Here is a 20,684-nt window from a genome sequence, read left to right as displayed (position 1 = left end):
GCGAGGTAATACATAGGTGTTTTTTGACGGCACGGGGCAGATAAGTTACAGGCCAGGCGGCCCAAAGCGATAAATCACCGCGCTCGGGTGCTCTGCGCCGGGAACAAGCTTCTGTTCCTCCAGTCAAACCGTCTGCTTTACCGCCCACTCAAGAGCGGTTCCGGTTTGATAAAGGTGACGCAATGAAAACTGCACGCGGTATGGCTTTGGTAACGTTGATGGCGCTGGCGGCAAGCCCGGCGTTTGCATTCAATCTGAATGACGCCGCAAATGCGGTTTCCAATGCCACGAGTGGCAATCAGAAAGCCACGGCGGCACCCGAGGCGGCTGGCTTGCTGAATATGCTGGGCAGCCAATTGAATGTCACACCTGAGCAGGCTGTCGGCGGAACGGGCGCATTGTTGGGGCTGGCGAAGAATAAGCTGACCGGCGCTGATTATTCGCAATTGAGCAAGTCGGTCCCTGGGCTGGAGCAGTTGTCTGGAACATCGGCGCTTGAGAGTCTGGGTGGCGCAAACGGGCTGGGCAGTTTGTTGGGCGGCAACTCGGCCAACAACTCGATGCTCAACAGCGCGCTGGGCAATGTGCAGAACATGGGCGACGTGAACACCGCCTTCAAGGCACTGGGCATGGACAGCACCATGGTCAGCCAGTTTGCCCCGCTGATTCTGCAATACCTCGGGCAGCAAGGTGCCAGCGGTTCGGCATTGCAGAGTTTGAGTGGATTATGGGGAGCCGGTAGTTGATCTGATATCTCGGGCTTTGCTGCTGGCGCTCCCGGTTAATGCTAATCCGGTTTTATAGCGTTTGTGATCATTCACGCCTTCGCCAAACGCACCTCCCAGATTGAAAGCTGTGCCGACGAGACCGTCCGAGCGGGTGCGTGGATCAAGAATTTGTGGCATCCACTTCTGGGCGGCCGCCACATGGGCGCTGGTGTTGCTCATTTCTCCAGCATTCACTTTACGGGCTAACCTCAAGTAGTACCCGGCATGTGATTTTGAAAGAGCGTCATTGCCATGGCTGATCAGGTTTTCATTAACGGAATCAAGTTTATTGATAAACGTGTTGCGCTTATCAAGTTCCCCAAGGCACTGGCGAAGATAGTTTCTGGCGCCAGAAACTTTGCCCGAAAAATCAGGAGATCTCGTCATGGCCTGACGAGATGTGCTTATCACTTCGTCCACGTTGACCCTTAATGCCGCAGGTACACGAAAATTTTTAGCGCGCGTAAATACCATTGCCAGCATTTTCAGAGGGAAATGCCCAGTCGGATCACTGTAGTTCACAGGGTCTCCGACACAGTAGGCGTAGCTGTTCAGCCCCCCTTCAGCAAACGGACTTAGCGTGTCCGGGGTGTTGAAGCGCATCAGCGTCGGGTTGAATACCCGAGCGCCATTTCCCAGCCAGTAATGCCCCGTTATCGGATCAGGCGTCTGCCCGGTAAAGCCTGGGGCACCATGTAAAGCCGTACGCGGACTTTGAAATCCATAAGGGCTATAAGCGAATGCAGTGCCTTGCGTGACCTCAAGGCTTTGCAGCACTGAGTTTGATTGATCAGTGGCAAGCAAATCGAACAGGACCTGACCAGATTCCACGCGACGCAAACCCAGTAAAAAGTCCTCTGTCTGAACAACAGAATGGTGAGAGGCACCCTTTGTCGAGGTCGTCAGATGGCTCTCTCGATAGAATCGGCTGACAGGCTCCTGGCCGGCCGATTCCATATTTGCCAGCCGGTCCAACGCGTCGTAGCGGTAGGTGCCAAGTAGGGAAAAATCGATTGTCGACATGAAAGTGGCCTCTCGCAGAACTAAAGGCCAGTTTCATCCGCCGACGGAATCTCGTCTACCTATCAGAAATGTCAGTGCCCCGCCAGCTCCAGCCGCAACGCCGCAATACGCGCATCTTTCTCGACCCAGAGCTGGTTGACCCAAGCCTGCACTTTTTCGCGAAACACGGGGTCGTTCTCGTAATCACCCTGCCACAGCGCAGGGTCCAGCTCGCGGGTCTTGATATCGACGATTACTTTAGGCACTCGCCCGCAAAGCATGTCCCAGAAACCCGGAATACCTGAGCCCGGATAGACCACGGCGACGTCCAGAATGGCATCCAGTTGTTCGCCCATTGCCGCCAGCACAAATGCAACGCCGCCTGCCTTGGGCTTGAGCAGGCTGGCGTATGGCGATGCCTGGGCTGCATGTTTTGCCGGGGTGAAGCGCGTGCCTTCCAGGTAGTTGACGATGGTCACCGGCTGACGCTTGAACAGTTCGCAGGCCGCCTGGGTGATCTCCAGGTCCTTGCCTTTGAGTTCAGGGTGCTTTGCCAGAAAAGCCTTGCTGTAGCGCTTCATGAACGGGTAATCCAGCCCCCACCACGCCAGCCCCAGCAACGGCACCCAGATGAGTTCTTTTTTCAGGAAAAACTTGAAGAACGGCGTGCGGCGGTTAAGCGCCTGAATCAGCGCCGGGATATCGACCCAAGACTGGTGGTTGCTGATGACCAGATACGAAGTGTCGCTGCGCAGGCCTTTATCGCCGCGGATGTCCCATTGCGTAGGCACGCACAAGGCAAAAATGAGCTTGTCGATTTCAGCCCAGGTCTCGGCGACCCACATCGCGCCCGTTGAGCAACGGTCGCGCATTCGACCTCTGAACAGCAGCTTGAACAACGCGAAAATCAGTAGCGGGCCGATCAGCACGAGTGTGTTGATCAGCAACAGAATGGCAACGAAACAGCCGGTGAGCAGACGGCGCATGACGGACTCTTGAGGATTCAGGGGCGGCAATGATAATGATCTGCGCGTTTTACGCCAATTACACAGGTACTTACAAATGTTTCACGCTTGGGCATTTATGCTGAATAGACACTCATGCCACCGAACCTGCCACCGGTTCGCTGTCTAAACCCGGACGCCACCCCGGCGCTGCCCCTTGCGAGGAACCTCTCACGTGAAACCGATCCTGGCGCTATTGTCTCTGCTGGCTCTGCCGGTCATGGCCGCTGAACCCACGCTGTATGGCCGCTACGAGAACATCAAGGTTCTGGAAATAGGCCAGACCTTCAAGGCCAAGATGGACACCGGCGCGCTGACCGCTTCGCTGTCGGCCAAGGACATCGAGCTGTTCCAGCGTGATGGCGATGACTGGGTTCGCTTCCGCCTGGCAACCAAGGGCGCGGATGACAAGGTGTACGAGCACAAGGTGTCGCGGATCAGCAAGATCAAGGGCCGTGCCGAAGGTGATGATGAGGACGACGAAGGCATCAACCCCGCCAAACGCCCTGTCGTTGATCTGGAACTTTGCCTGGGCAACAAGAAGCGCACCGTCGAAGTCAACCTTGTAGACCGCAGCCACTTCAACTTCCCGCTGCTGATCGGGGCCAAAGCATTGCGCGAGTTCGGCGCAGCCATCAACCCGGCACGCCGTTATACCGCTGACGAGCCTGATTGCTGAGGTTTTTTATCGCTTTGTACTATCGTGCGACGCTCCGGGTCGCATGCCGTTCTGGACGCTCCGCGTCCGATCCTGAACACGCGGCGCAGCGCAGACCTGTGAAGCGGGGCGTCACGCAAGGCATTCCCACTCAAACCGGCGGCCGGGTTGCCAGCATCGACGGCCGTTGACTGACTTCCAGGTACCAGTTGGCCAGTTCTGGATAGGCGTTGCGCCAGCGCAGGTCGGGCTGGCGGAAGTCGAGATAACCCAATGCAGCGGCCACGCTGATGGAGGCCACGTCGAACGACGAACTGAGCTCGGTAATCGCATCGCGCTCGAAATAACTCAGCGAGCGCTCGATCTTCTGCTGCTGATTGTCCAGCCATTGGTCCCAATGTTTTTCCTGCGGGCGCAAGGCGGTTTCGTAGCGAATCAGCACGGCGGCGTCGAGCACGGCATCAGCCAGCGACGCCAGGGTCAGGCGTCTCCAGCGTGCAGAGCCCTCGCGCGGGATCAGCGGCAAACCGACGTGCTGGTGATCGAGGTAATCAAGGATCACCCGGCTGTCGTGGATCACGTTGCCATCGGCCAGGCGCAAGGCCGGGAGCTTGCCCGCCGGGTTGTCTTCATTGAGTTCGGCAGACGGGCTGACCGGCGTCAACACCGTTGGCTGCAACTGCACACGGTCGAGCTGACCGGTTTCATGAAGCATCACCATCACTTTGCGGGCGAAAGGCGAAGCGGCGTTGAAGTACAACGTCATCGTGGGCGCGGACATGGGTGTTCCTCAAATGAGACAGGCTCCTAGACTAGTCAGCGTGTGGCGGGGCTGCAATCAATGTATTGATCAGCCGCGCCGCGCCAGCAACCCCCGAACGCTGAAGACCGATGCACTGCCCATCGCCAGCCAGGCCAGCGTGTCCCACCAGCCGTCACCCAGCAGCGCTGCGAACAGGCCTGCTGCGGTAAGCACGGCAATCACGCCGGGGATGGCGAAGGTCTTCCAGAACCGCGACGGCCTTGCGCTCATTGCGCGACCTGCGCTTGAACAGCGCTGACTGAACGGGCGGCGCGGCGTCGGACCCACCACAGGTAGACCCCGCTGCCGAGCACGATGATGGTCAGCACATCCAGCAGCGCCCAAAGCACTTTCATCGGCATGCCGCCGTAATCACCGAAATGCAGCGGTTGCGACATGCCCAGCGCGTCCATGTACCACGGGCGTTCGACCACTGCGGTGACTTGCAGGGTCTGCGCGTCGATCAGCACCGGTGTGGCCAGGTGCGCGGTCAGGTGCGTATTGCCTTTGAGAAACACAGCGTAATGGTGCTCGCTGGAGAAACGCGTACCGGGAAAGGCGATGAAGTCGGCCTGCATGCCGGGCGCAGCCGACTCGGCAATCTCCAGCAGGCGTGTCGGCGCTGCTCGCTGCGTCAGCGGCGGCGCGTCTTTGTAAGGGGCGATCATGCTCGCCAGCGCATCGTTGCGCCATGAAGCGATCAGCAGGTCGGCGCAGGCACTGATCACCCCCGTTACGCCCACCACCAGCGCCCAGGTCAGCGTTACTACGCCGATCAGGTTGTGCAGGTCAAGCCAGCGCGTGCGCGTGGATTTGTTGACCCGCACCTGGCCGAACTCCAGCTTGCGCATGAAGGGCGAATACAGCACGGTCCCGGAAACAATCGCCACCACGAACAGCAGCCCCATGAAGGCCAGCAGCAGTTTGCCGGGCAACTCGGCGTACATGTCCACGTGCAGGCGCAGCATGACCATCATGAAACCGCCGTTGGCCGAAGGCATTTCCAGCGCCTCACCGGTGCGCGCATCCAGGGCAAAAGTGTGTGATGAGTTGGGCTCGGTGCCTGCCGTGGCAGCGGTGATTGCCATCACGCCATTGGGGTCTTCGTCATCCCAGCCAAAATACTGCATGACCTCGCCGGGCCGATGGGCTTCGGCAGCTCTGGCCAGTTGCTCCAGATTCAGATGCGGCGTGTCGGCCGGCATCTCTTTGTAATGCGGCGCGTCGCCCAGCAGATGATCGATCTCATGGTGAAAGATCAGCGGCAGGCCGGTGATCGCCAGCATCAACAGAAACAGGGTGCAAATCAGGCTGCTCCAGGTGTGCACGATGGACCAGCGACGCACGGTTTGGCTTTTCATGGGTTATCCACAGGCGATGAGGACGACCGCTGAGCGCGCCCCGAAATGACGTATAAGACTAAGCCGCTCGAAACCGGAAAAGTGTCAGGGCGAATCGACGCTGATGTAAATCGAGGTGTATCAGGGCTTTGCCGGGTTGGCGGCCGCCGGCTCATCTCGCGCCAGCACCGTGACCCACCATTGGGTGTGTTGCTCGATCTGCACCGGCAACGTTGGCAGCAGCGCCTTGAGCGCCAGATCGGTATCGGCCAGTGGGAAACTGCCAGTGATGCGCAAGTTCGCCACCTTCGGATCGACGCCAACGTGCCCGGCACGATAGCGGCCCAGTTCAGCGAGCATGTCGGCCAGCCGGGCGTTGTCCACTACCAGCATGCCGCGCGTCCAGGCATCGGCACCTGACGGCATCGCGAGCAACGGGCCAAAGCCTCTGCGGGTCAGGCGAATCTGCTGGCCTTCGTGCAGCACCTGTTCGCCCGGTGCGTTGCGGGGATGGGCGGCCACCGCCGATTGCAGAACACTGAGCAGCGTCCCGTCGGCCTCGCGCCTGACCAGAAATCGCGTCCCCAGCGCACGCATGTTGCCGTCTGACGTTTCGACGATGAATGGCCGGGGATCATCGTGAGTACCGGTCTGCACCAGTATTTCGCCGTCCTGCAGAATGATCCGGCGTTGCTGCGCGTCGAAGCGCACATCGATTGCGCTGTGGGTGTTGAGACGAACCAGGGTGTTGTCAGCCAGACGCACTTCGCGCTGTTCGCCGGTTGCGGTGCGCTGGTCGGCCAGCCAGTAATCCATCGGCAAGTAACGGTCCCCGATAAACAGCGCCAGGCCGCAAGCCATGAACACTCCCGCCAGACCACCGCCAAGCTTGCGCACGCTGCGCCGCAGCGAAACCGGCGATTGCTGCAAGGCCTTGCGTGCCGGGCCGGCTGGCAGGGCGAAGCGCTGGTTGACCATGCCCAACTGGCTCCAGGCCCTGGCATGTTCTTCGTCGGCGGCCAGCCAGCGGGCCAGTTCGGCGCGGTCGGCTTCGCTGCCGCTGTTGCCATCCATGTTCAGTTGCCACTCGATTGCGGCGTCGAGCACACGGGCAGATACCGGTCGTGTGTTCATGTCGGCTCGCCGTACAACGCGACATAGCACTGACGCACGGCCTGGGCGAGGTACTGCCTGACGCGTGATACCGAGACACCCAGACGCTCGGCAATTTCGCCGTGGCTCAGCCCGTCGAGGCGGTTATAGAGAAACGCAGCCCGCGCCTTGCTGGACAGCGTGCCCAGCATGCGGTCGATAGCCTTGAGGTCTTCCAGAATCAGCAGTTGTTCTTCGGGCGACGGCTGCTCGGCTTCGGGGATCTGCAGCAACTCCCCAAGATAAGCCTGCTCAAGCGCGGCACGCCGGAAGTAATCAAACATCAGCCCTTTGGCGATGGTCGCCAGAAACGCACGCGGCTCGCGAGGCAATTGCAGCTCATCGCGCCCCAGCAGACGCACAAACGTGTCCTGGCTAAGGTCCTGAGCCCGTTGTGGGCAGGCGACATTGCGGCGTAGCCATGCCAGCAACCAGCCGCGATGATCGCGATACAACGCACCAACGATCTCACTATGAGCGCTTGGGACTGACGACACGAATGGCCTCGATGAGAAAGATCAAACTAAAGAGAATCATTCGCGATTGTGACAGAGCGGAGGGGGAGTGGCAATTGGCGTCTGTCGGGAGGTTGACGGCAGATTCTGGCCGAAGGCCGTGGGACTTGTTCGCGAAGAGGGCTTTACATCCGTAGAATATTTATCGCCTGCAGTGCAGCATTCGCGGACATGTCCGCTCCTACATTCATTCCGATGGACCGTGAATGAGTCATCCGACCGCTCGCGCACAAGCGAAGCGTCGCACGGTCCGTTTCTACACGTTCATGCGCGCTATTGGCTGGCGGACACCAGTCGCCCTCACGGCGTGAGGACGACTGGTCGTTGAATCAGATCAGGCCTGGTGGCTGATCTCACGCAGCGGCTTGCCGCGTGCCGGTTTGCCGCGTGCCGGTTTGTCGCCTGCAACGAAGTAGTCGGCGGTGCTGCGTGGCAGGGGCTGACGGCCGCGGATCTTGTCGGCGATTTTCTCGGCGATCATGATCGTCGGCGCATTCAGGTTGCCGGTGGTGATGATCGGCATGATCGAGGCATCCACCACACGCAGGTTTTGCATGCCGTGCACACGGCCCTGACCATCGACCACGGCCATTTCGTCAGTGCCCATCTTGCAGGAGCAGGACGGGTGATACGCCGTTTCGGCATGTTCACGCACGAACTGGTCCAGCGCTTCGTCAGACTGTACGTCGATGCCTGGGCTGATTTCACGGCCGCGGTACGGATCGAGAGCCGGTTGCTGCATGATCTCGCGGGTCAGGCGGATGCCGTCGCGAAATTCCTGCCAGTCCTGATCCGATGCCATGTAATTGAACAGGATGCTTGGGTATTCACGCGGGTCTTTGGACTTGACGTTGACCCGACCACGGCTTGGCGAACGCATCGAACCTACGTGCGCCTGGAAACCATGTTCCTGAACACCCTTGGTGCCGTTGTAATTGATCGCCACGGGCAAGAAGTGATACTGAATGTTCGGCCATTCGAACGCTTCGCTGGAGCGAATGAAGCCACCGGCTTCAAACTGGTTGCTCGCGCCGATACCGGTGCCGAGGAACATCCACTCTGCGCCAATGGCAGGCTGGTTCCACCACTTCAACGAAGGGTAAAGCGACACAGGCTGGGTGCAGGCGTATTGCAGGTACATCTCCAGGTGATCCTGAAGGTTCTGACCCACACCCGGAAGATCATGAACCACTGGAATATCCAGTTTGTTCAGCACCTCGGCCGGGCCGACACCGGAGCGCTGCAGAATCTGCGGCGAAGCGATGGCGCCGCCACACAGCAGAACTTCCTTGCGGGCACGGGCTTCAATGCGCGTGTCGCTGTCACCCACAAGATAGGCCACACCCACGGCGCGCTTGCCTTCAAACAGGATGCGGTCGGTCAGCGCGTGCGTGACGATGCTCAGCGTGTCGCGCTTTTTCGCTTCGTCCAGATAACCGCGAGCGGTGCTGGCGCGACGGCCTTTCGGGGTCACGGTGCGGTCCATCGGACCGAAGCCTTCCTGCTGATAACCGTTGAGGTCGTCGGTGCGCGGGAAACCGGCTTGCACGCCCGCCTCGACCATCGCGTGGAACAACGGATTGTTGCCGGCCTTGGGCGTGGTCACGCTGACCGGGCCTTCGCCACCGTGGTAATCGTTCGGGCCGATGTCACGGGTTTCAGCCTTGCGAAAATACGGCAGGCAGTCGAGGTAGCTCCAGTCTTCCAGACCCGGCTCTTTCGCCCAACCGTCGTAGTCCATCGCGTTGCCGCGGATGTAGCACATGCCGTTGATCAGCGAAGAACCGCCAAGGCCCTTGCCGCGACCGCATTCCATACGGCGGTTGTCCATGTGCGGCTCTGGCTCGGTCTCGTAGGCCCAGTTGTAGCGACGGCCCTGCAACGGGAACGCCAGGGCGGCGGGCATCTGGGTACGGAAGTCCAAACGGTAGTCCGGGCCACCGGCTTCCAGCAGCAGAACAGTGACGCCTGCGTCTTCGGTGAGACGGGCTGCCAGGGTGTTACCGGCAGAGCCGGCACCAATGATGATGTAGTCGTATTCGGATTGCGTGGTCATAGAGGCTCCCTCATAGAGCTGCAAGTCTCAAGCCTGGGCTGCAAGCAGAAGCAGCCAGGCGATACTTGTGAAAATGGGGTGCGGCAAGCCGCTTTTGATTGCGTCTGCTTGAGGCTTGTCGCGTGCCACTTGAACGGTCTTTAGAACACCGAGGCGTAGTCGCCCAGTTCGATCTGGACTGACTTGATGCGCGTGTACTGGGCCAGCGAGCTGATGCCGTTTTCACGACCGACGCCCGACTGCTTGTAACCGCCGACCGGCATTTGCGCCGCCGACTCGCCCCAGGCGTTGATCCAGCAGATACCAACTTCCAGCAGGTGAATCACGCGGTGCGCGCGGTTCAGGTCACGGGTCACGATGCCCGCAGCGAGGCCGAAGTCGGTGTCGTTGGCGCGGCGCACCACTTCGTCCTCGGTGTCGTAACCCAGAATGCTCATCACCGGGCCAAAGATCTCTTCGCGCACGATGGTCATCTCGTCGGTGCAATCGGTGAATACAGTTGCAGCCACAAACGCGCCCTTGTCGAACACGCCACCGGTCAAACGGTCGCCGCCGCACAACAGGCGTGCGCCCTGCTCTTTACCCTTGGCGATGTAGCCCAGCACGCTTTCCATGTGTTCAAAGCTGACCAGCGGGCCGAAGTTGATGCTTTCGTCTTCCGGGTTGCCGGGACGAATACGCTTCACACGCTCAAGGATTTTCGCTTCGAACTCGGCTTTCAGGGCGTTCGGTACAAACACACGCGTACCGTTGGTGCAGACCTGACCGGAGCTGTAGAAGTTGGCCATCACGGCGATGTCGGCGGCGCGATCCAGGTCGGCGTCGTCGAACACGATCAGTGGCGACTTGCCGCCCAGCTCCATGGTCACTTCCTTGAGCGACGAACTCGACGCACTGGCCATGACCTTCTTGCCGGTGTCGGTGCCGCCGGTGAAGGAGACTTTCTCGATGCGCGGGTGCTCGGTGATCCAGGTGCCGACTTCACGGCCGCTGCCGGTCAACACGTTGAACACGCCGTTCGGCACGCCGGCTTCGGTGTAGATTTCTGCCAGCTTCAATGTGGTCAGCGAGGTGACTTCACTTGGCTTGAAGATCATCGCGTTGCCCGCAGCCAATGCCGGGGCGGATTTCCACAAGGCGATCTGGATCGGGTAGTTCCACGCACCGATACCGGCGACCACACCCAGCGGCTCGCGGCGGGTGTAAACGAAGGAGGAATCACGCAGCGGGATCTGCTCACCTTCAATGGCGGGCACCAGGCCTGCGTAGTATTCCAGCACGTCAGCGCCGGTCACGATGTCAACGTAACGGGTCTCGGAAATGGCTTTACCGGTGTCCAGCGTTTCGAGCGCGGCCAGCTCATCGTTGCGCTCGCGCAGGATATCGACGGCACGACGCAGGATGCGCGAACGCTCGACTGCAGTCATGGCGGCCCAGATCTTCTGGCCCTTCTCGGCGGCGACCACCGCACGCTCGACGTCTTCCTTGCTGGCGCGCTGGATCTGAGCCAGAACTTCGCCGTTCGCAGGGTTGATCGAGTCGAAGGTTTCAGTGTTGCTGGCATCGACATAACCGCCGTCGATGTAGAGTTTTTGCAATTCAAAACGGGCCATAAAGTCCTCGCAAATTCAGTGGGGGGGCGATGACTGATTTCAGTGTGCCGGAAACATTGGGCAACACGCGTATCCAGTCGTTCGGCGAGCGGGCTTCAAAAGCACTCAGTTCGCTGATTTCGCCAGTTGAAAATCCATGTATTCGTAAGCGATCCGTTGCGCTTGCTCGGTGTCGAATGCATCGCCTGACAGTGCGCCTCGCAGCCACAGCCCATCTATCAGGGCTGCCAGCCCGCGGGCGGCGTTGCGTGCCTGTTCCAGTGGCAACGTGCGACGGAACTGACAGCACAGGTTGGAATACAGACGGTGGTCGTTGATACGCTGCAATCGGTGCAGCGAGGGGTGATGCATGCTGGTCGCCCAGAAGGCCAGCCAGGTTTTCATGGCTGGGCCGCTGACCTGACTGGCGTCGAAGTTGCCTTCGATGATCACTTGCAGATGCGCCCTGGGGCTGTCTTCGGTCAATGCTTGACGGCGTTCGCGGACATTCTGGATCAGGGCGTTCATCAGATGCCGCATCGTCGCGGCAATCAGGCCGTTCTTGTCCTGAAAATAGTGACTGATGATGCCGTTGGAGACGCCTGCCAGGCGTGCGATCAGCGCAATGCTGGCATCGCCCATACCGACCTGATCGACCGCCGTGAGCGTGGCCTGGATCAGTTGTTGGCGGCGGATGGGTTGCATACCGACCTTGGGCATTGGCGCAAATCTCCAGGTTGTCTGCAGTGATCGTTGTACCAAAATGGTAACGCCAGTCTAAAGATTTTTTATTGAACGATCAATCAATAAAAAATCAGTGGCGAGTTTTTAGCTGCAAGCTGCAAGCTGCAAGCTGAAAAATGCTGATAGCACCAGGCTGACATGACTCTGTGGGAGTGAGCTTGCTCACGAAAGCAATGGTTCAAACGCCCCATCTCTGGGTAACGTACCGGCCCCTTCGTGAGCAAGCTCACTCCCACAAGTGTGTGTGTGTGGGTAACTGGCGCTACATTCCTCAATCCTGCAACACCACATCTGCCAGTTCACCAATCGCGTCCTGCCGTTCAGCCTGATTCGGTTTGGGGTGCGGGTTGAGCGTTGACCACTGCGGGTGGGCGCGGGCTCGGGAGAGAAGTTCGGGGATTTTGCCTTTGCGCCAGGTCTTGTCCTGCGGTGTGGTCAATTCCATGCTGTGAATGGCAGCGTGGCCTCTAACGCCCAGCGCCAGCAGCAAGTGGCCCTGACGCAGCGCGAGCAGGCGCAGCACGGCATCATCCACGGTCAGTTCTCTGCGGCCCCTGAGCTTGCCCAGCAGACGCCCGCCATAACTGCGCGCCGTCAACAAGGCTCCGCCTGCAAGCGCGCCGACCAACGCCGCCGCGCCGAGAGTCACGCCCCCGGCCATCAAATCCACCCCTGCCCCGGCCGCCGCACCCGCTGCCACGCCGCCGCCGACGCGCACGCCCATCAACTTGAGGGTTTCAGGGTTGAACAGGTCATCGCCCCAACGGCCGTCCATCAACGGCAGGTCGCTGGTGGACACGTCGTCCTTGCGAAACGCGTACAGCTTGAGCAGCGCCTCGACGCAGTGCTGCTCACGCTGACGAACAGCCTTGCGCAATGCTTCCACCGCCTGCTGCTCCTGCTCGGGAAGCGTCTCGACGCTGCGCCGACAGGCCGCGCAGTCAATCAACAGCTCGGCGATAAGACGTCCCGCGCTGTGTTTTCTGGCCTGGCGTTGCTGCTGCTGATCTTCAATCAGACGCTCAAGCCGGGGCCGCGCACTTTCCAACAGCAGTGCCAGGCTTTCATACAGCCGCCGACCGCCGTCTTCGGGCGGCGCCACGCTGTCGAAGCGCACCAGCGCATGCAGGCCCAGACGCGAAAGGGCTTCGCGCCACTCGGGCTCGCGGTGTTCGCGCGCACTGACGAAATTCAGCACCGGCAGCAGCGGCTTGCCACAACTCGCCAACACCGCCAGTTCATCACGGTATTTGGCCAGCACCGGTTCACGCGCATCAATTACATACAGCCCTGCGTCCGAGTCGAGCAACTGGCGCAAGACCTTGGCTTCCTGCTCGAAGCGCTGGCGTGCTTCGCTGCCTTCCAGAAAGCGCGCCAATCGCGCAGGGCCATCCAGCCGCTCACCGGGGCGATCCAGCCGCTCCAGGTAATCGAGCAGCGCAATGGCATCCTCCAGGCCGGGCGTGTCGTACAGCTCGACCAGCGCCTGACCGTCCACCGAAAGGCGTGCCCCTTCTACATGACGGGTGGTGCTGGGCCGATGAGACACTTCGCCAAAGCTGACATCGCCAGTCAGCGTGCGCAGCAGCGAGGTCTTGCCGACATTGGTATGGCCGACCACTGCGAGCTTGATGGCGGGTGCGTTGTCCATTTCAGTCATGGCCCGTCTCCAGCCAGTTCAAGGGCGCGCTGTCTGTGCGGGGCAATTGCAACTGATCCAGCGCGACATGCCAGTCGTCGAGGCGCTCAGGGTCGAGCGTCTGCCCGGCAGGCGCGGGCAGCAGCCAGAGGCGCGTCGCCCCTGCACAACGCGCCAGTTCGGCAATCAGCGCCAAGCTGCCGCGATCCGGTGAACGACGCGGATCACAGGCGATGACCAGCCGCGCAGGCGGATAGAGAGTCAGTTGCTCCAGCAGTTTCTGGCGCGACTCGCGGCTGTCGAGCACGCCCGCATTGGCCACGCCAGACGGCAATTGCGGAGGCCAGACCTGCTGATCATCCAGCTCGATGGCCACCAGCAGCGCGCCGTCGCTTTCAGCAGCACCCGCATTGGACTGCACCTGATGCAGCGCAGCAGGCTCGGCATCGTTGACGCCCAATCGCTCGCTGCTGGGCATCAGCCGTTCACGCAGTTCAAGGTATTCCGGCAGCTCAAGGTCAAGACGCAGCGCCGCCCGCCCGCGCTTCCAGCGCCACAGGCAAAACGCCGCCAGCAGCAAACGCGGCAGGATGCCGTACACCAGCAGCACACCCACCAGCCACGCAGCCCAGGCCTGCCGCGCGTTTTCGATACTCAGCGCGGCATTGCCGCTGGCGCGGATCATGGTTTCATCCGGCACGCTGAAACCCAGCCAGGCGGGGATCGTGCCGAGTGTCTGGGTCAGGCCGACAAAGGTGTCGCTGCTCAGAATGGTGGTTTCCCAGACAAACCCGTAACGCCGGGTCGCCATCAGCATTAACAGCAATACCAGCGCACTGACCAGCGCCAGCAGCCATAAGCTATTGACCATCAACCCCAGCAGCCAACGATTCAGACGCTTGCGTCGCAGCAGCAGAACCAGCGCAGGCGCGAGCTGCGCGGCCTGAGCATCGCGGGCGAGCTTTTCGCTCAACCACAACCACAACCACAGCCGCCCCCGCCCCAGCCCGGTATTGCTGCGCCCGGCGAAGATCAAACCCAGCGCCCAACTGGCCAACAGCACCAGGTTCAGGCCCAACAAGCTGCCCAGCGCCCAGAACACATTGACCGGGGCCTGCCCGTCACCCATTGCCGCGAAGGCCAGGCCCGCGCCGCTGATGACGGCCAGCACGGCCAGCATAATCAACGCCAGCCGCGCGCCCTGCTTCCAGCGATGCAGCGCCGCGAGCATGCCGTCGCGTTCGGCCAGCCCGAGGGCACGGTGCGCGAGGCGGGCAGTCAGGTCGCCTCCGGCAGCGCGGGCACGGCGGTTGGCTTCCTGATCATCCAGCGCGCCCGCCTGTTGTTCACGCAGGCGCACGGCTTCGGTCAGCCAGAGGGTATCGAGGGGGGTCAGTGCAGTCACACGGGGTCTCTTGAATGGATACTGCGGGATTGAATACTGCGGTGAGCATAACCGCTGTCATGGGACTGAGCACGGCGCGTATCAGTTCATTCGCGCGCCCCGCGACCTCTGATATCCTCGCACCCATGAAAACTCATCTCCCGCTAAGCCTGATTGCCGCTCTTGGTGAAAACCGAGTGATCGGCGTCGACAATTCCATGCCCTGGCATCTGCCGGGGGATTTCAAGTATTTCAAGGCCACGACCCTCGGCAAGCCGATCATCATGGGTCGCAAGACCTGGGACTCGCTGGGCCGTCCCCTGCCCGGTCGCTTGAACCTGGTAGTCAGCCGCCAGACTGATTTACAGCTCGAGGGCGCGGAAGTCTTCTTGTCACTGGACGCCGCTGTGGTGCGCGCCGAGCAATGGGCGCTGGAACAAGGCGTCGATGAGGTGATGCTGATTGGCGGTGCGCAGCTTTATGCGCAGGGCCTGGCGCAGGCGGATCGCCTGTACCTGACTCGCGTAGCGTTGAGCCCTGAAGGGGATGCATGGTTTCCGGAATTCGATACGGCGCAGTGGGCGTTGGTGTCCAATGCCGAGAACGCTGCCGTTGATGAAAAGCCTGCTTACAGCTTCGAAGTCTGGGAGCGCGTCTGATCAGCGTTTTTCAGCGCATCTGAGGTCGCCGACGAAAAACCGTAACAAAAGTGTCGTTTTTGGTTTTGCTGTCGCAAATAAAGGGGCAAACGGCGTCTTTCGACCTTTTTCGGGTCGCTGATGTACTTTTGCCTTCACAATAATTTGTTACGGTCTGCCCCTTCGTTTTTTTGACAAGGGGAAATCGCCTATGAAATTCGCGCCTAAATTGCTGGCCGTAGCACTCTGCGCCGGGCTTGCCAGCCAGGCTTTTGCTGCCACCGAATTGAAGCATTGGCCCGAGCCTGCCGCCAAGGCACTTGACGCGATGATTGCCGCGAATGCCAACAAGAGCAATTACGCGGTCTTCGACATGGACAACACCAGCTACCGCTTCGACCTTGAAGAGTCGCTGCTGCCGTACATGGAAAACAAAGGCCTGATCACCCGCGAAACCCTTGACCCGTCCCTGAAACTGATCCCCTTCAAAGACACCGCCGAACACAAGGAGAGCCTGTTCAGTTACTACTACCGCCTTTGCGAACTGGACGACATGGTCTGCTACCCGTGGGTGGCGCAGGTGTTTTCCGGTTTCACGCTTCAGGAACTCAAAGGCTACGTCGATGAGCTGATGGCCCTGAAAAAGCCGATCCCTGCGACCTATTACGACGGCGATACCGTCAAGCAGCTCAATGTCGAGCCGCCACGCGTGTTCACCGGGCAGACCGAGCTGTACAACAAGCTGATGGAAAACGGCATCGAGGTCTATGTGATGACCGCTGCGTCCGAAGAGCTGGTGCGCATGGTCGCCGCCGACCCCAAGTACGGCTACAACGTCAAACCGCAGAACGTGATCGGCGTCACCACGCTGCTCAAGGACCGCAAGACCGGCGAACTGACCACCGCGCGCAAGCAGATCACTGCGGGCAAATATGATGCGAAAAGTAACATGGGCCTGGAGCTGACGCCTTACCTATGGACCCCGGCAACCTGGATGGCCGGCAAGCAGGCGGCGATTCTGACTTACATCGATCAGTGGAAAAAACCGGTGCTGGTCGGCGGCGACACCCCAACCAGTGACGGCTACATGCTGTTTCACAGCGTGGATGTGAGCAAAGGCGGCGTGCACTTGTGGATCAACCGCAAGGACAAGTACATGACTCAGCTCAACGGCATGATCAAGGCCAATGCCGAGGCTCAGGCCAAGGAGAATCTGCCGGTGACGGCGGACAAGAACTGGGTGATCGTCAAGCCGGACGAAATTCAGTAAGCGGTGAAGGACTTGCGGGTTGTGACCAACCCGCAGCTCATTCAGTCGACTTTCTCGAACTTCAAGTCCCACACGCCATGGCCGAGTTTTTCACCACGGCGTTCAAACTTGGTGATAGGACGTTCCGCAGGGCGCGGCACGTACTGGTTGTCTTCGGCCAGATTGCGATAGCCGGGCGCTACGCTCATCACTTCGAGCATGTATTCGGCGTATGGCCCCCAGTCGGTGGCCATGTGGAATACACCGCCAACTTTCAGCTTGCTACGCACCAAAGCGGCAAACTCGGGCTGCACGATACGGCGCTTGTGGTGACGGCTCTTGTGCCACGGATCCGGGAAGAACAGCATCAGTCGATCAAGGCTGTTATCGGCAATGCAGCGGTTCAGCACTTCAATGGCGTCGCAATCGTAGACGCGCACATTGTTCAGCCCCTGGGTGAGCACGCCATTGAGCATCGCGCCCACGCCAGGGTAATGCACTTCGACACCGATGAAATCCTGTTCCGGTGACGCCGCGGCCATTTCCAGCAACGAATGGCCCATGCCGAAGCCGATCTCCAGCGTGCGCGGCGCAGAACGGCCGAACACCTTATCGAAATCCACCGGCGTGTCGGTCAGCGACAGGCCGAACAACGGGCGACCCTGATCCAGACCACGCTGCTGGCCTTCGGTCATACGGCCAGCGCGCATCACAAAACTTTTGATGCGGCGGTGCGGGCGCTCTTCGCCTTCTTCGGCAGCAGGCAACTCGGGGTGCGGAACGTGTGTATCAGTCATCAACGGGCTCTTACTTGATCAGGCCATCCAGCGGCGAAGACGCGCTGGCATAGAGTTTTCGTGGCATGCGCCCGGCTAGGTACGCCAAGCGACCGGCAATTACAGCGTGCTTCATCGCTTCGGCCATCATCACCGGCTGCTGAGCGTGGGCGATGGCCGAGTTCATCAACACCGCCTCGCAACCCAGCTCCATCGCGATGGTGGCGTCGGACGCAGTACCGACACCGGCATCGACCAGCACCGGCACTTTGGTTTCTTCAAGGATGATCTGCAGATTGTACGGGTTGCAGATCCCCAGACCGCTGCCGATCAGACCAGCCAGCGGCATGATCGCGATGCAGCCGATTTCAGCCAGTTGGCGGGCGATGATCGGGTCATCGCTGGTGTAGACCATGACGTCGAAACCGTCCTTGACCAGTATTTCAGCGGCCTTGAGGGTTTCAATCACGTTCGGGAACAGGGTTTTCTGATCGGCCAGCACTTCCAGCTTGACCAGATTGCGGCCGTCGAGCAGTTCGCGGGACAGGCGGCAGGTGCGCACTGCCTCGACCGCATCGAAGCAGCCAGCGGTGTTCGGCAGGATGGTGTAGCGGTCAGGTGGCAACACGTCGAGCAGGTTCGGCTCGCCCGGGTTCTGGCCCAGGTTGGTGCGACGCACGGCAACGGTGACGATCTCGGCACCCGAGGCTTCGATGGCCAGACGGGTCTGTTCCATATCAATGTACTTGCCGGTGCCCACCAGCAGGCGCGACTCGAAAGTCCGACCGGCCAGGACGAAGGGCTTGTCGCTGCGAACATCGCTCATCGGAAATCCTCATAACGTGCAAATTGGGGTTCGGTGCAGGGCGAGTGCAAACTAGCCACCACCGATGGCATGCACCACCTCGACCTGATCACCTTCGCGCAAAACGGTCGATACGTGTTGGCTGCGCGGCACGATGTCCAGGTTCAGCTCCACCGCAACCCGGCGTCCGCCAAGGTCCAGGCGGGTCAACAGCGCAGTGACGGTCTCGCCATCTGGCAATTCAAAGGATTCACCGTTCAACTGAATGCGCATGCGACAGCAGCCATCATTTTAGGGGGCCAGCATTCTAGCCCGATCAGCCGGTATGACCAAGGCAAAGCCACGCCATTCGTCTCAAGCGACCTGTTGTTCCGGGACCGCTCAAGGAGCAGAGCCCAGCCTCCAGGCCGCTAGCCCCAGCATCGACCAGCCAAACAGAAACGCCAGACCGCCGAACGGGGTGATGATGCCCAGTTTGCTGATGCCGGTCAGGGTCAATGCGTACAGGCTGCCGGAGAACAGCAGAATGCCGATGGCGAAAGAAAACCCGGCAAAATTGATCAGGCGTCCGGGGATGTGCGTCGCCAATACGGCCACGCCCAGCAGCGCCAGCGCATGGATAAGCTGGTAAAGCACGCCGGTATGAAAAACCGCCAGGTACTCGGCGCTCAGGCGTTCTTTCAAGCCGTGAGCCGCGAATGCGCCCAACGCCACGCCGGTAAAGCCGAAGAAAGCGGCCAGCATCAAAAAACTACGAAGCATCAGGAACTCCAGGGAAAAATCGTCGGAAGGCGCACGGTCTGTATAATGGCCCGCTCAACGGGTTCGGCCAAGCCATCTCTATGCTGCAAATTATTCTTCGTCGCCTCATAAAAGCCCTGCTGTGGTTCGCTGCGGGCAGCGCGCTCGTGGTTCTGGTCCTGCGCTGGGTACCGCCACCGGGCACGGCGCTGATGGTCGAGCGCAAGGTCGAATCCTGGTTCGATGGCGAACCCATCGACCTGCAACGCGACTGGCAACCGTGGGAAAAAATCTCCAACAACCTGAAAATCGCGGTCATTGCCGGCGAAGACCAGAAGTTTGCCGAGCATTGGGGCTTTGACGTCGATGCGATTCAGGCCGCCATTCTGCACAACGAGCAAGGCGGTTCTATTCGCGGGGCCAGCACGTTGAGCCAGCAGGTGTCGAAGAACCTGTTTCTGTGGTCGGGCCGCAGCTACCTGCGCAAAGGGCTTGAGGCCTGGTTCACGATGCTCATCGAACTGCTGTGGTCCAAGGAGCGCATCCTTGAGGTGTACCTCAACAGCGTCGAATGGGACGAAGGCGTATTCGGCGCCCAGGCTGCCGCGCAACACCACTTCCGCACCAACGCCAGCGCTCTGTCCGAGCAACAGGCCAGCTACCTCGCCGCCGTCCTGCCCAACCCCCGCCAATGGAGCGCCAGCCACCCGAGCGGCTACGTCTCGCGCCGTGCCGGCTGGATTCGCCAGCAGATGCGTCAGTTGGGTGGGGATGAGTATTTGCAGGGGTTGAATAGCAGCCGTCGGTGGTGATTGCGTCGCGAAAAGGACGCAGAGCGTCCAGAACGGCATGCGACGCGGAGCGACGCACGATAGCTGATACACAAACAAAAACGCCCCGATCATCTCGGGGCGTTTTTCGTTGCCGGGTAGTCTTACGCAGCAATCGACGTCTTGAGCTTGTTCATCGCGCTTTTTTCCAGCTGGCGGATGCGCTCGGCGGAGACGTTGTACTTCTGCGCCAGGTCGTGCAGCGTGGCTTTTTCTTCTGCCAGCCAGCGCTGGTAGAGGATGTCGCGGCTGCGTTCGTCCAGCACATCCAGCGCCTGATGCAGGTTGGCGGTGGAGTTATCGGTCCAGTCTGCGTCTTCCAGTTGACGCGCCGGGTCGTACCGGTGGTCTTCCAGGTAGTTGGCCGGCGACTGGAAGGCGCTGTCGTCATCCGCTTCGGCTGCCGGGTCAAAGGCCATGTCGTGGCCGGTCAGGCGGCTTTCCATTTCGCGAACTTCGCGCGGCTCGACACCCAGGCTTTCGGCAACGCGATGCACCTCGTCATTGTTCAGCCAGGCCAGACGCTTCTTCTGGCTGCGCAGGTTGAAGAAAAGCTTGCGCTGCGCCTTGGTCGTGGCGACCTTGACGATGCGCCAGTTGCGCAGGATGAACTCGTGAATTTCGGCTTTGATCCAGTGCACGGCAAACGACACCAGACGCACGCCCATTTCCGGGTTGAAGCGCTTCACAGCCTTCATCAGGCCGACGTTGCCTTCCTGGATCAGGTCAGCCTGAGCCAGACCGTAACCCGAATAACTGCGCGCGATGTGCACGACGAATCGCAGGTGGGCGAGGACCATTTGTCGGGCCGCGTCCAGATCCTGCTCATAGTAGAGACTCTCAGCCAGTTCACGCTCCCGCTCCGGCGTCAGCAATGGAATGCTGTTGACCGTGTGCACATAGGCCTCGAGGTTTGCACCCGGGACTAAAGCATAAGCAGGTTGCAAAGAAGTGGTCATACGAAAAAACCTCCAGCGCACATGTGATGTG

Annotated in this window: 22 protein-coding genes; 5 read left to right on the top strand and 17 right to left on the bottom strand. The window is 60.3% G+C overall.

The window, feature by feature from the left end:
• Positions 1–182 precede the first annotated feature (182 nt).
• Positions 183–746 carry a DUF2780 domain-containing protein gene (locus tag DW49_RS0101545; RefSeq protein WP_003379914.1) on the top strand — a complete coding sequence of 188 codons (564 nt, stop codon included), beginning with the start codon at positions 183–185 and terminating at the stop codon, positions 744–746.
• On the opposite strand, the gene DW49_RS0101540 is transcribed toward DW49_RS0101545, so the two are convergent.
• Together DW49_RS0101540 and DW49_RS0101535 are read right to left on the bottom strand one after the other, a co-directional pair.
• Positions 726–1,790: an RHS repeat-associated core domain-containing protein gene (locus tag DW49_RS0101540; protein ID WP_005613976.1), complete on the bottom strand. Its 1,065-nt coding sequence runs from the start codon at positions 1,788–1,790 to the stop codon at positions 726–728. The two genes, DW49_RS0101545 and DW49_RS0101540, sit on opposite strands and share 21 nt — an antisense overlap.
• Positions 1,791–1,861: 71 nt before the next feature.
• Positions 1,862–2,755 (bottom strand): acyltransferase, encoded by an 894-nt coding sequence (locus DW49_RS0101535; RefSeq protein ID WP_005613974.1) that lies wholly within the window; start codon positions 2,753–2,755, stop codon positions 1,862–1,864.
• Between the two features lie 193 nt (positions 2,756–2,948).
• Between DW49_RS0101535 and rloA2 the strand changes: the two genes are divergently transcribed.
• Positions 2,949–3,452, top strand: coding sequence for a retropepsin-like aspartic peptidase RloA2 (gene rloA2, locus DW49_RS0101530; RefSeq protein ID WP_005613972.1), 504 nt, complete (start codon positions 2,949–2,951; stop codon positions 3,450–3,452).
• 130 nt (positions 3,453–3,582) lie between these two features.
• Here rloA2 and DW49_RS0101525 read toward each other — a convergent pair whose 3' ends face one another.
• The 10 genes from DW49_RS0101525 to DW49_RS0101475 form a co-directional block, all read right to left on the bottom strand.
• Positions 3,583–4,212 (bottom strand): glutathione S-transferase family protein, encoded by a 630-nt coding sequence (locus tag DW49_RS0101525; RefSeq protein WP_005613971.1) that lies wholly within the window; start codon positions 4,210–4,212, stop codon positions 3,583–3,585.
• A gap of 69 nt (positions 4,213–4,281) precedes the next feature.
• Entirely contained in the window at positions 4,282–4,464 is a 183-nt protein-coding gene (locus tag DW49_RS0101520) for a hypothetical protein (protein WP_005613970.1), read from the bottom strand.
• Positions 4,461–5,594 carry a PepSY-associated TM helix domain-containing protein gene (locus tag DW49_RS0101515; RefSeq protein ID WP_005613969.1) on the bottom strand — a complete coding sequence of 378 codons (1,134 nt, stop codon included), beginning with the start codon at positions 5,592–5,594 and terminating at the stop codon, positions 4,461–4,463. Before DW49_RS0101515 ends, DW49_RS0101520 begins: the two co-directional genes overlap by 4 nt.
• Positions 5,595–5,714: 120 nt before the next feature.
• On the bottom strand, positions 5,715–6,707 hold the full coding sequence (locus DW49_RS0101510; protein ID WP_005613968.1) for a FecR domain-containing protein: 993 nt from the start codon (positions 6,705–6,707) through the stop codon (positions 5,715–5,717).
• Positions 6,704–7,222 (bottom strand): RNA polymerase sigma factor, encoded by a 519-nt coding sequence (locus tag DW49_RS0101505; RefSeq protein WP_005737468.1) that lies wholly within the window; start codon positions 7,220–7,222, stop codon positions 6,704–6,706. Before DW49_RS0101505 ends, DW49_RS0101510 begins: the two co-directional genes overlap by 4 nt.
• A 352-nt stretch (positions 7,223–7,574) precedes the next feature.
• Positions 7,575–9,296, bottom strand: a complete 1,722-nt coding sequence (betA, locus tag DW49_RS0101500) for a choline dehydrogenase (RefSeq protein WP_005613966.1) — start codon at positions 9,294–9,296, stop codon at positions 7,575–7,577.
• A 140-nt stretch (positions 9,297–9,436) separates the two neighbouring features.
• Positions 9,437–10,909, bottom strand: a complete 1,473-nt coding sequence (gene betB / locus DW49_RS0101490) for a betaine-aldehyde dehydrogenase (RefSeq protein WP_005613965.1) — start codon at positions 10,907–10,909, stop codon at positions 9,437–9,439.
• Between the two features lie 105 nt (positions 10,910–11,014).
• Positions 11,015–11,608: a transcriptional regulator BetI gene (gene betI, locus DW49_RS0101485; protein WP_003379893.1), complete on the bottom strand. Its 594-nt coding sequence runs from the start codon at positions 11,606–11,608 to the stop codon at positions 11,015–11,017.
• A gap of 295 nt (positions 11,609–11,903) precedes the next feature.
• A complete protein-coding gene (locus DW49_RS0101480; protein WP_005613964.1) occupies positions 11,904–13,292 on the bottom strand; it encodes a GTPase/DUF3482 domain-containing protein in 1,389 nt (462 codons plus the stop codon).
• Positions 13,285–14,676, bottom strand: a complete 1,392-nt coding sequence (locus DW49_RS0101475; RefSeq protein ID WP_005613963.1) for a DUF2868 domain-containing protein — start codon at positions 14,674–14,676, stop codon at positions 13,285–13,287. The genes DW49_RS0101480 and DW49_RS0101475 overlap by 8 nt, the downstream gene beginning before the upstream one ends.
• A 125-nt stretch (positions 14,677–14,801) precedes the next feature.
• On the opposite strand from DW49_RS0101475, the gene DW49_RS0101470 reads away from it, so the two are divergent.
• Both DW49_RS0101470 and DW49_RS0101465 read left to right on the top strand, forming a co-directional pair.
• Positions 14,802–15,314 (top strand): dihydrofolate reductase, encoded by a 513-nt coding sequence (locus DW49_RS0101470; RefSeq protein ID WP_024420780.1) that lies wholly within the window; start codon positions 14,802–14,804, stop codon positions 15,312–15,314.
• A 190-nt stretch (positions 15,315–15,504) separates the two neighbouring features.
• Positions 15,505–16,563 carry an HAD family hydrolase gene (locus DW49_RS0101465; RefSeq protein WP_005613961.1) on the top strand — a complete coding sequence of 353 codons (1,059 nt, stop codon included), beginning with the start codon at positions 15,505–15,507 and terminating at the stop codon, positions 16,561–16,563.
• Between the two features lie 41 nt (positions 16,564–16,604).
• On the opposite strand, the gene trmB is transcribed toward DW49_RS0101465, so the two are convergent.
• The 4 genes from trmB to DW49_RS0101445 all read right to left on the bottom strand — a co-directional run bounded on the left by trmB (position 16,605) and on the right by DW49_RS0101445 (position 18,885).
• Positions 16,605–17,252 (bottom strand): tRNA (guanosine(46)-N7)-methyltransferase TrmB, encoded by a 648-nt coding sequence (gene trmB, locus DW49_RS0101460; protein ID WP_221033809.1) that lies wholly within the window; start codon positions 17,250–17,252, stop codon positions 16,605–16,607.
• Between the two features lie 97 nt (positions 17,253–17,349).
• A complete protein-coding gene (locus DW49_RS0101455) occupies positions 17,350–18,144 on the bottom strand; it encodes a thiazole synthase (protein WP_005613959.1) in 795 nt (264 codons plus the stop codon).
• A gap of 51 nt (positions 18,145–18,195) precedes the next feature.
• Entirely contained in the window at positions 18,196–18,396 is a 201-nt protein-coding gene (thiS, locus tag DW49_RS0101450; RefSeq protein ID WP_005613958.1) for a sulfur carrier protein ThiS, read from the bottom strand.
• 108 nt (positions 18,397–18,504) lie between these two features.
• On the bottom strand, positions 18,505–18,885 hold the full coding sequence (locus DW49_RS0101445) for a DUF423 domain-containing protein (protein WP_005613956.1): 381 nt from the start codon (positions 18,883–18,885) through the stop codon (positions 18,505–18,507).
• Between the two features lie 80 nt (positions 18,886–18,965).
• Between DW49_RS0101445 and mtgA the strand changes: the two genes are divergently transcribed.
• On the top strand, positions 18,966–19,676 hold the full coding sequence (gene mtgA, locus DW49_RS0101440) for a monofunctional biosynthetic peptidoglycan transglycosylase (RefSeq protein WP_005613955.1): 711 nt from the start codon (positions 18,966–18,968) through the stop codon (positions 19,674–19,676).
• Positions 19,677–19,798: 122 nt separating this feature from the next.
• On the opposite strand, the gene rpoH is transcribed toward mtgA, so the two are convergent.
• On the bottom strand, positions 19,799–20,653 hold the full coding sequence (gene rpoH / locus DW49_RS0101435) for an RNA polymerase sigma factor RpoH (protein WP_003379873.1): 855 nt from the start codon (positions 20,651–20,653) through the stop codon (positions 19,799–19,801).
• Between the last annotated feature and the right edge of the window lie 31 nt (positions 20,654–20,684).

Source organism: Pseudomonas avellanae BPIC 631 (assembly GCF_000444135.1).
Classification (GTDB): domain Bacteria; phylum Pseudomonadota; class Gammaproteobacteria; order Pseudomonadales; family Pseudomonadaceae; genus Aquipseudomonas; species Aquipseudomonas avellanae.
This window is presented reverse-complemented; position numbering and strand designations above follow the sequence as displayed.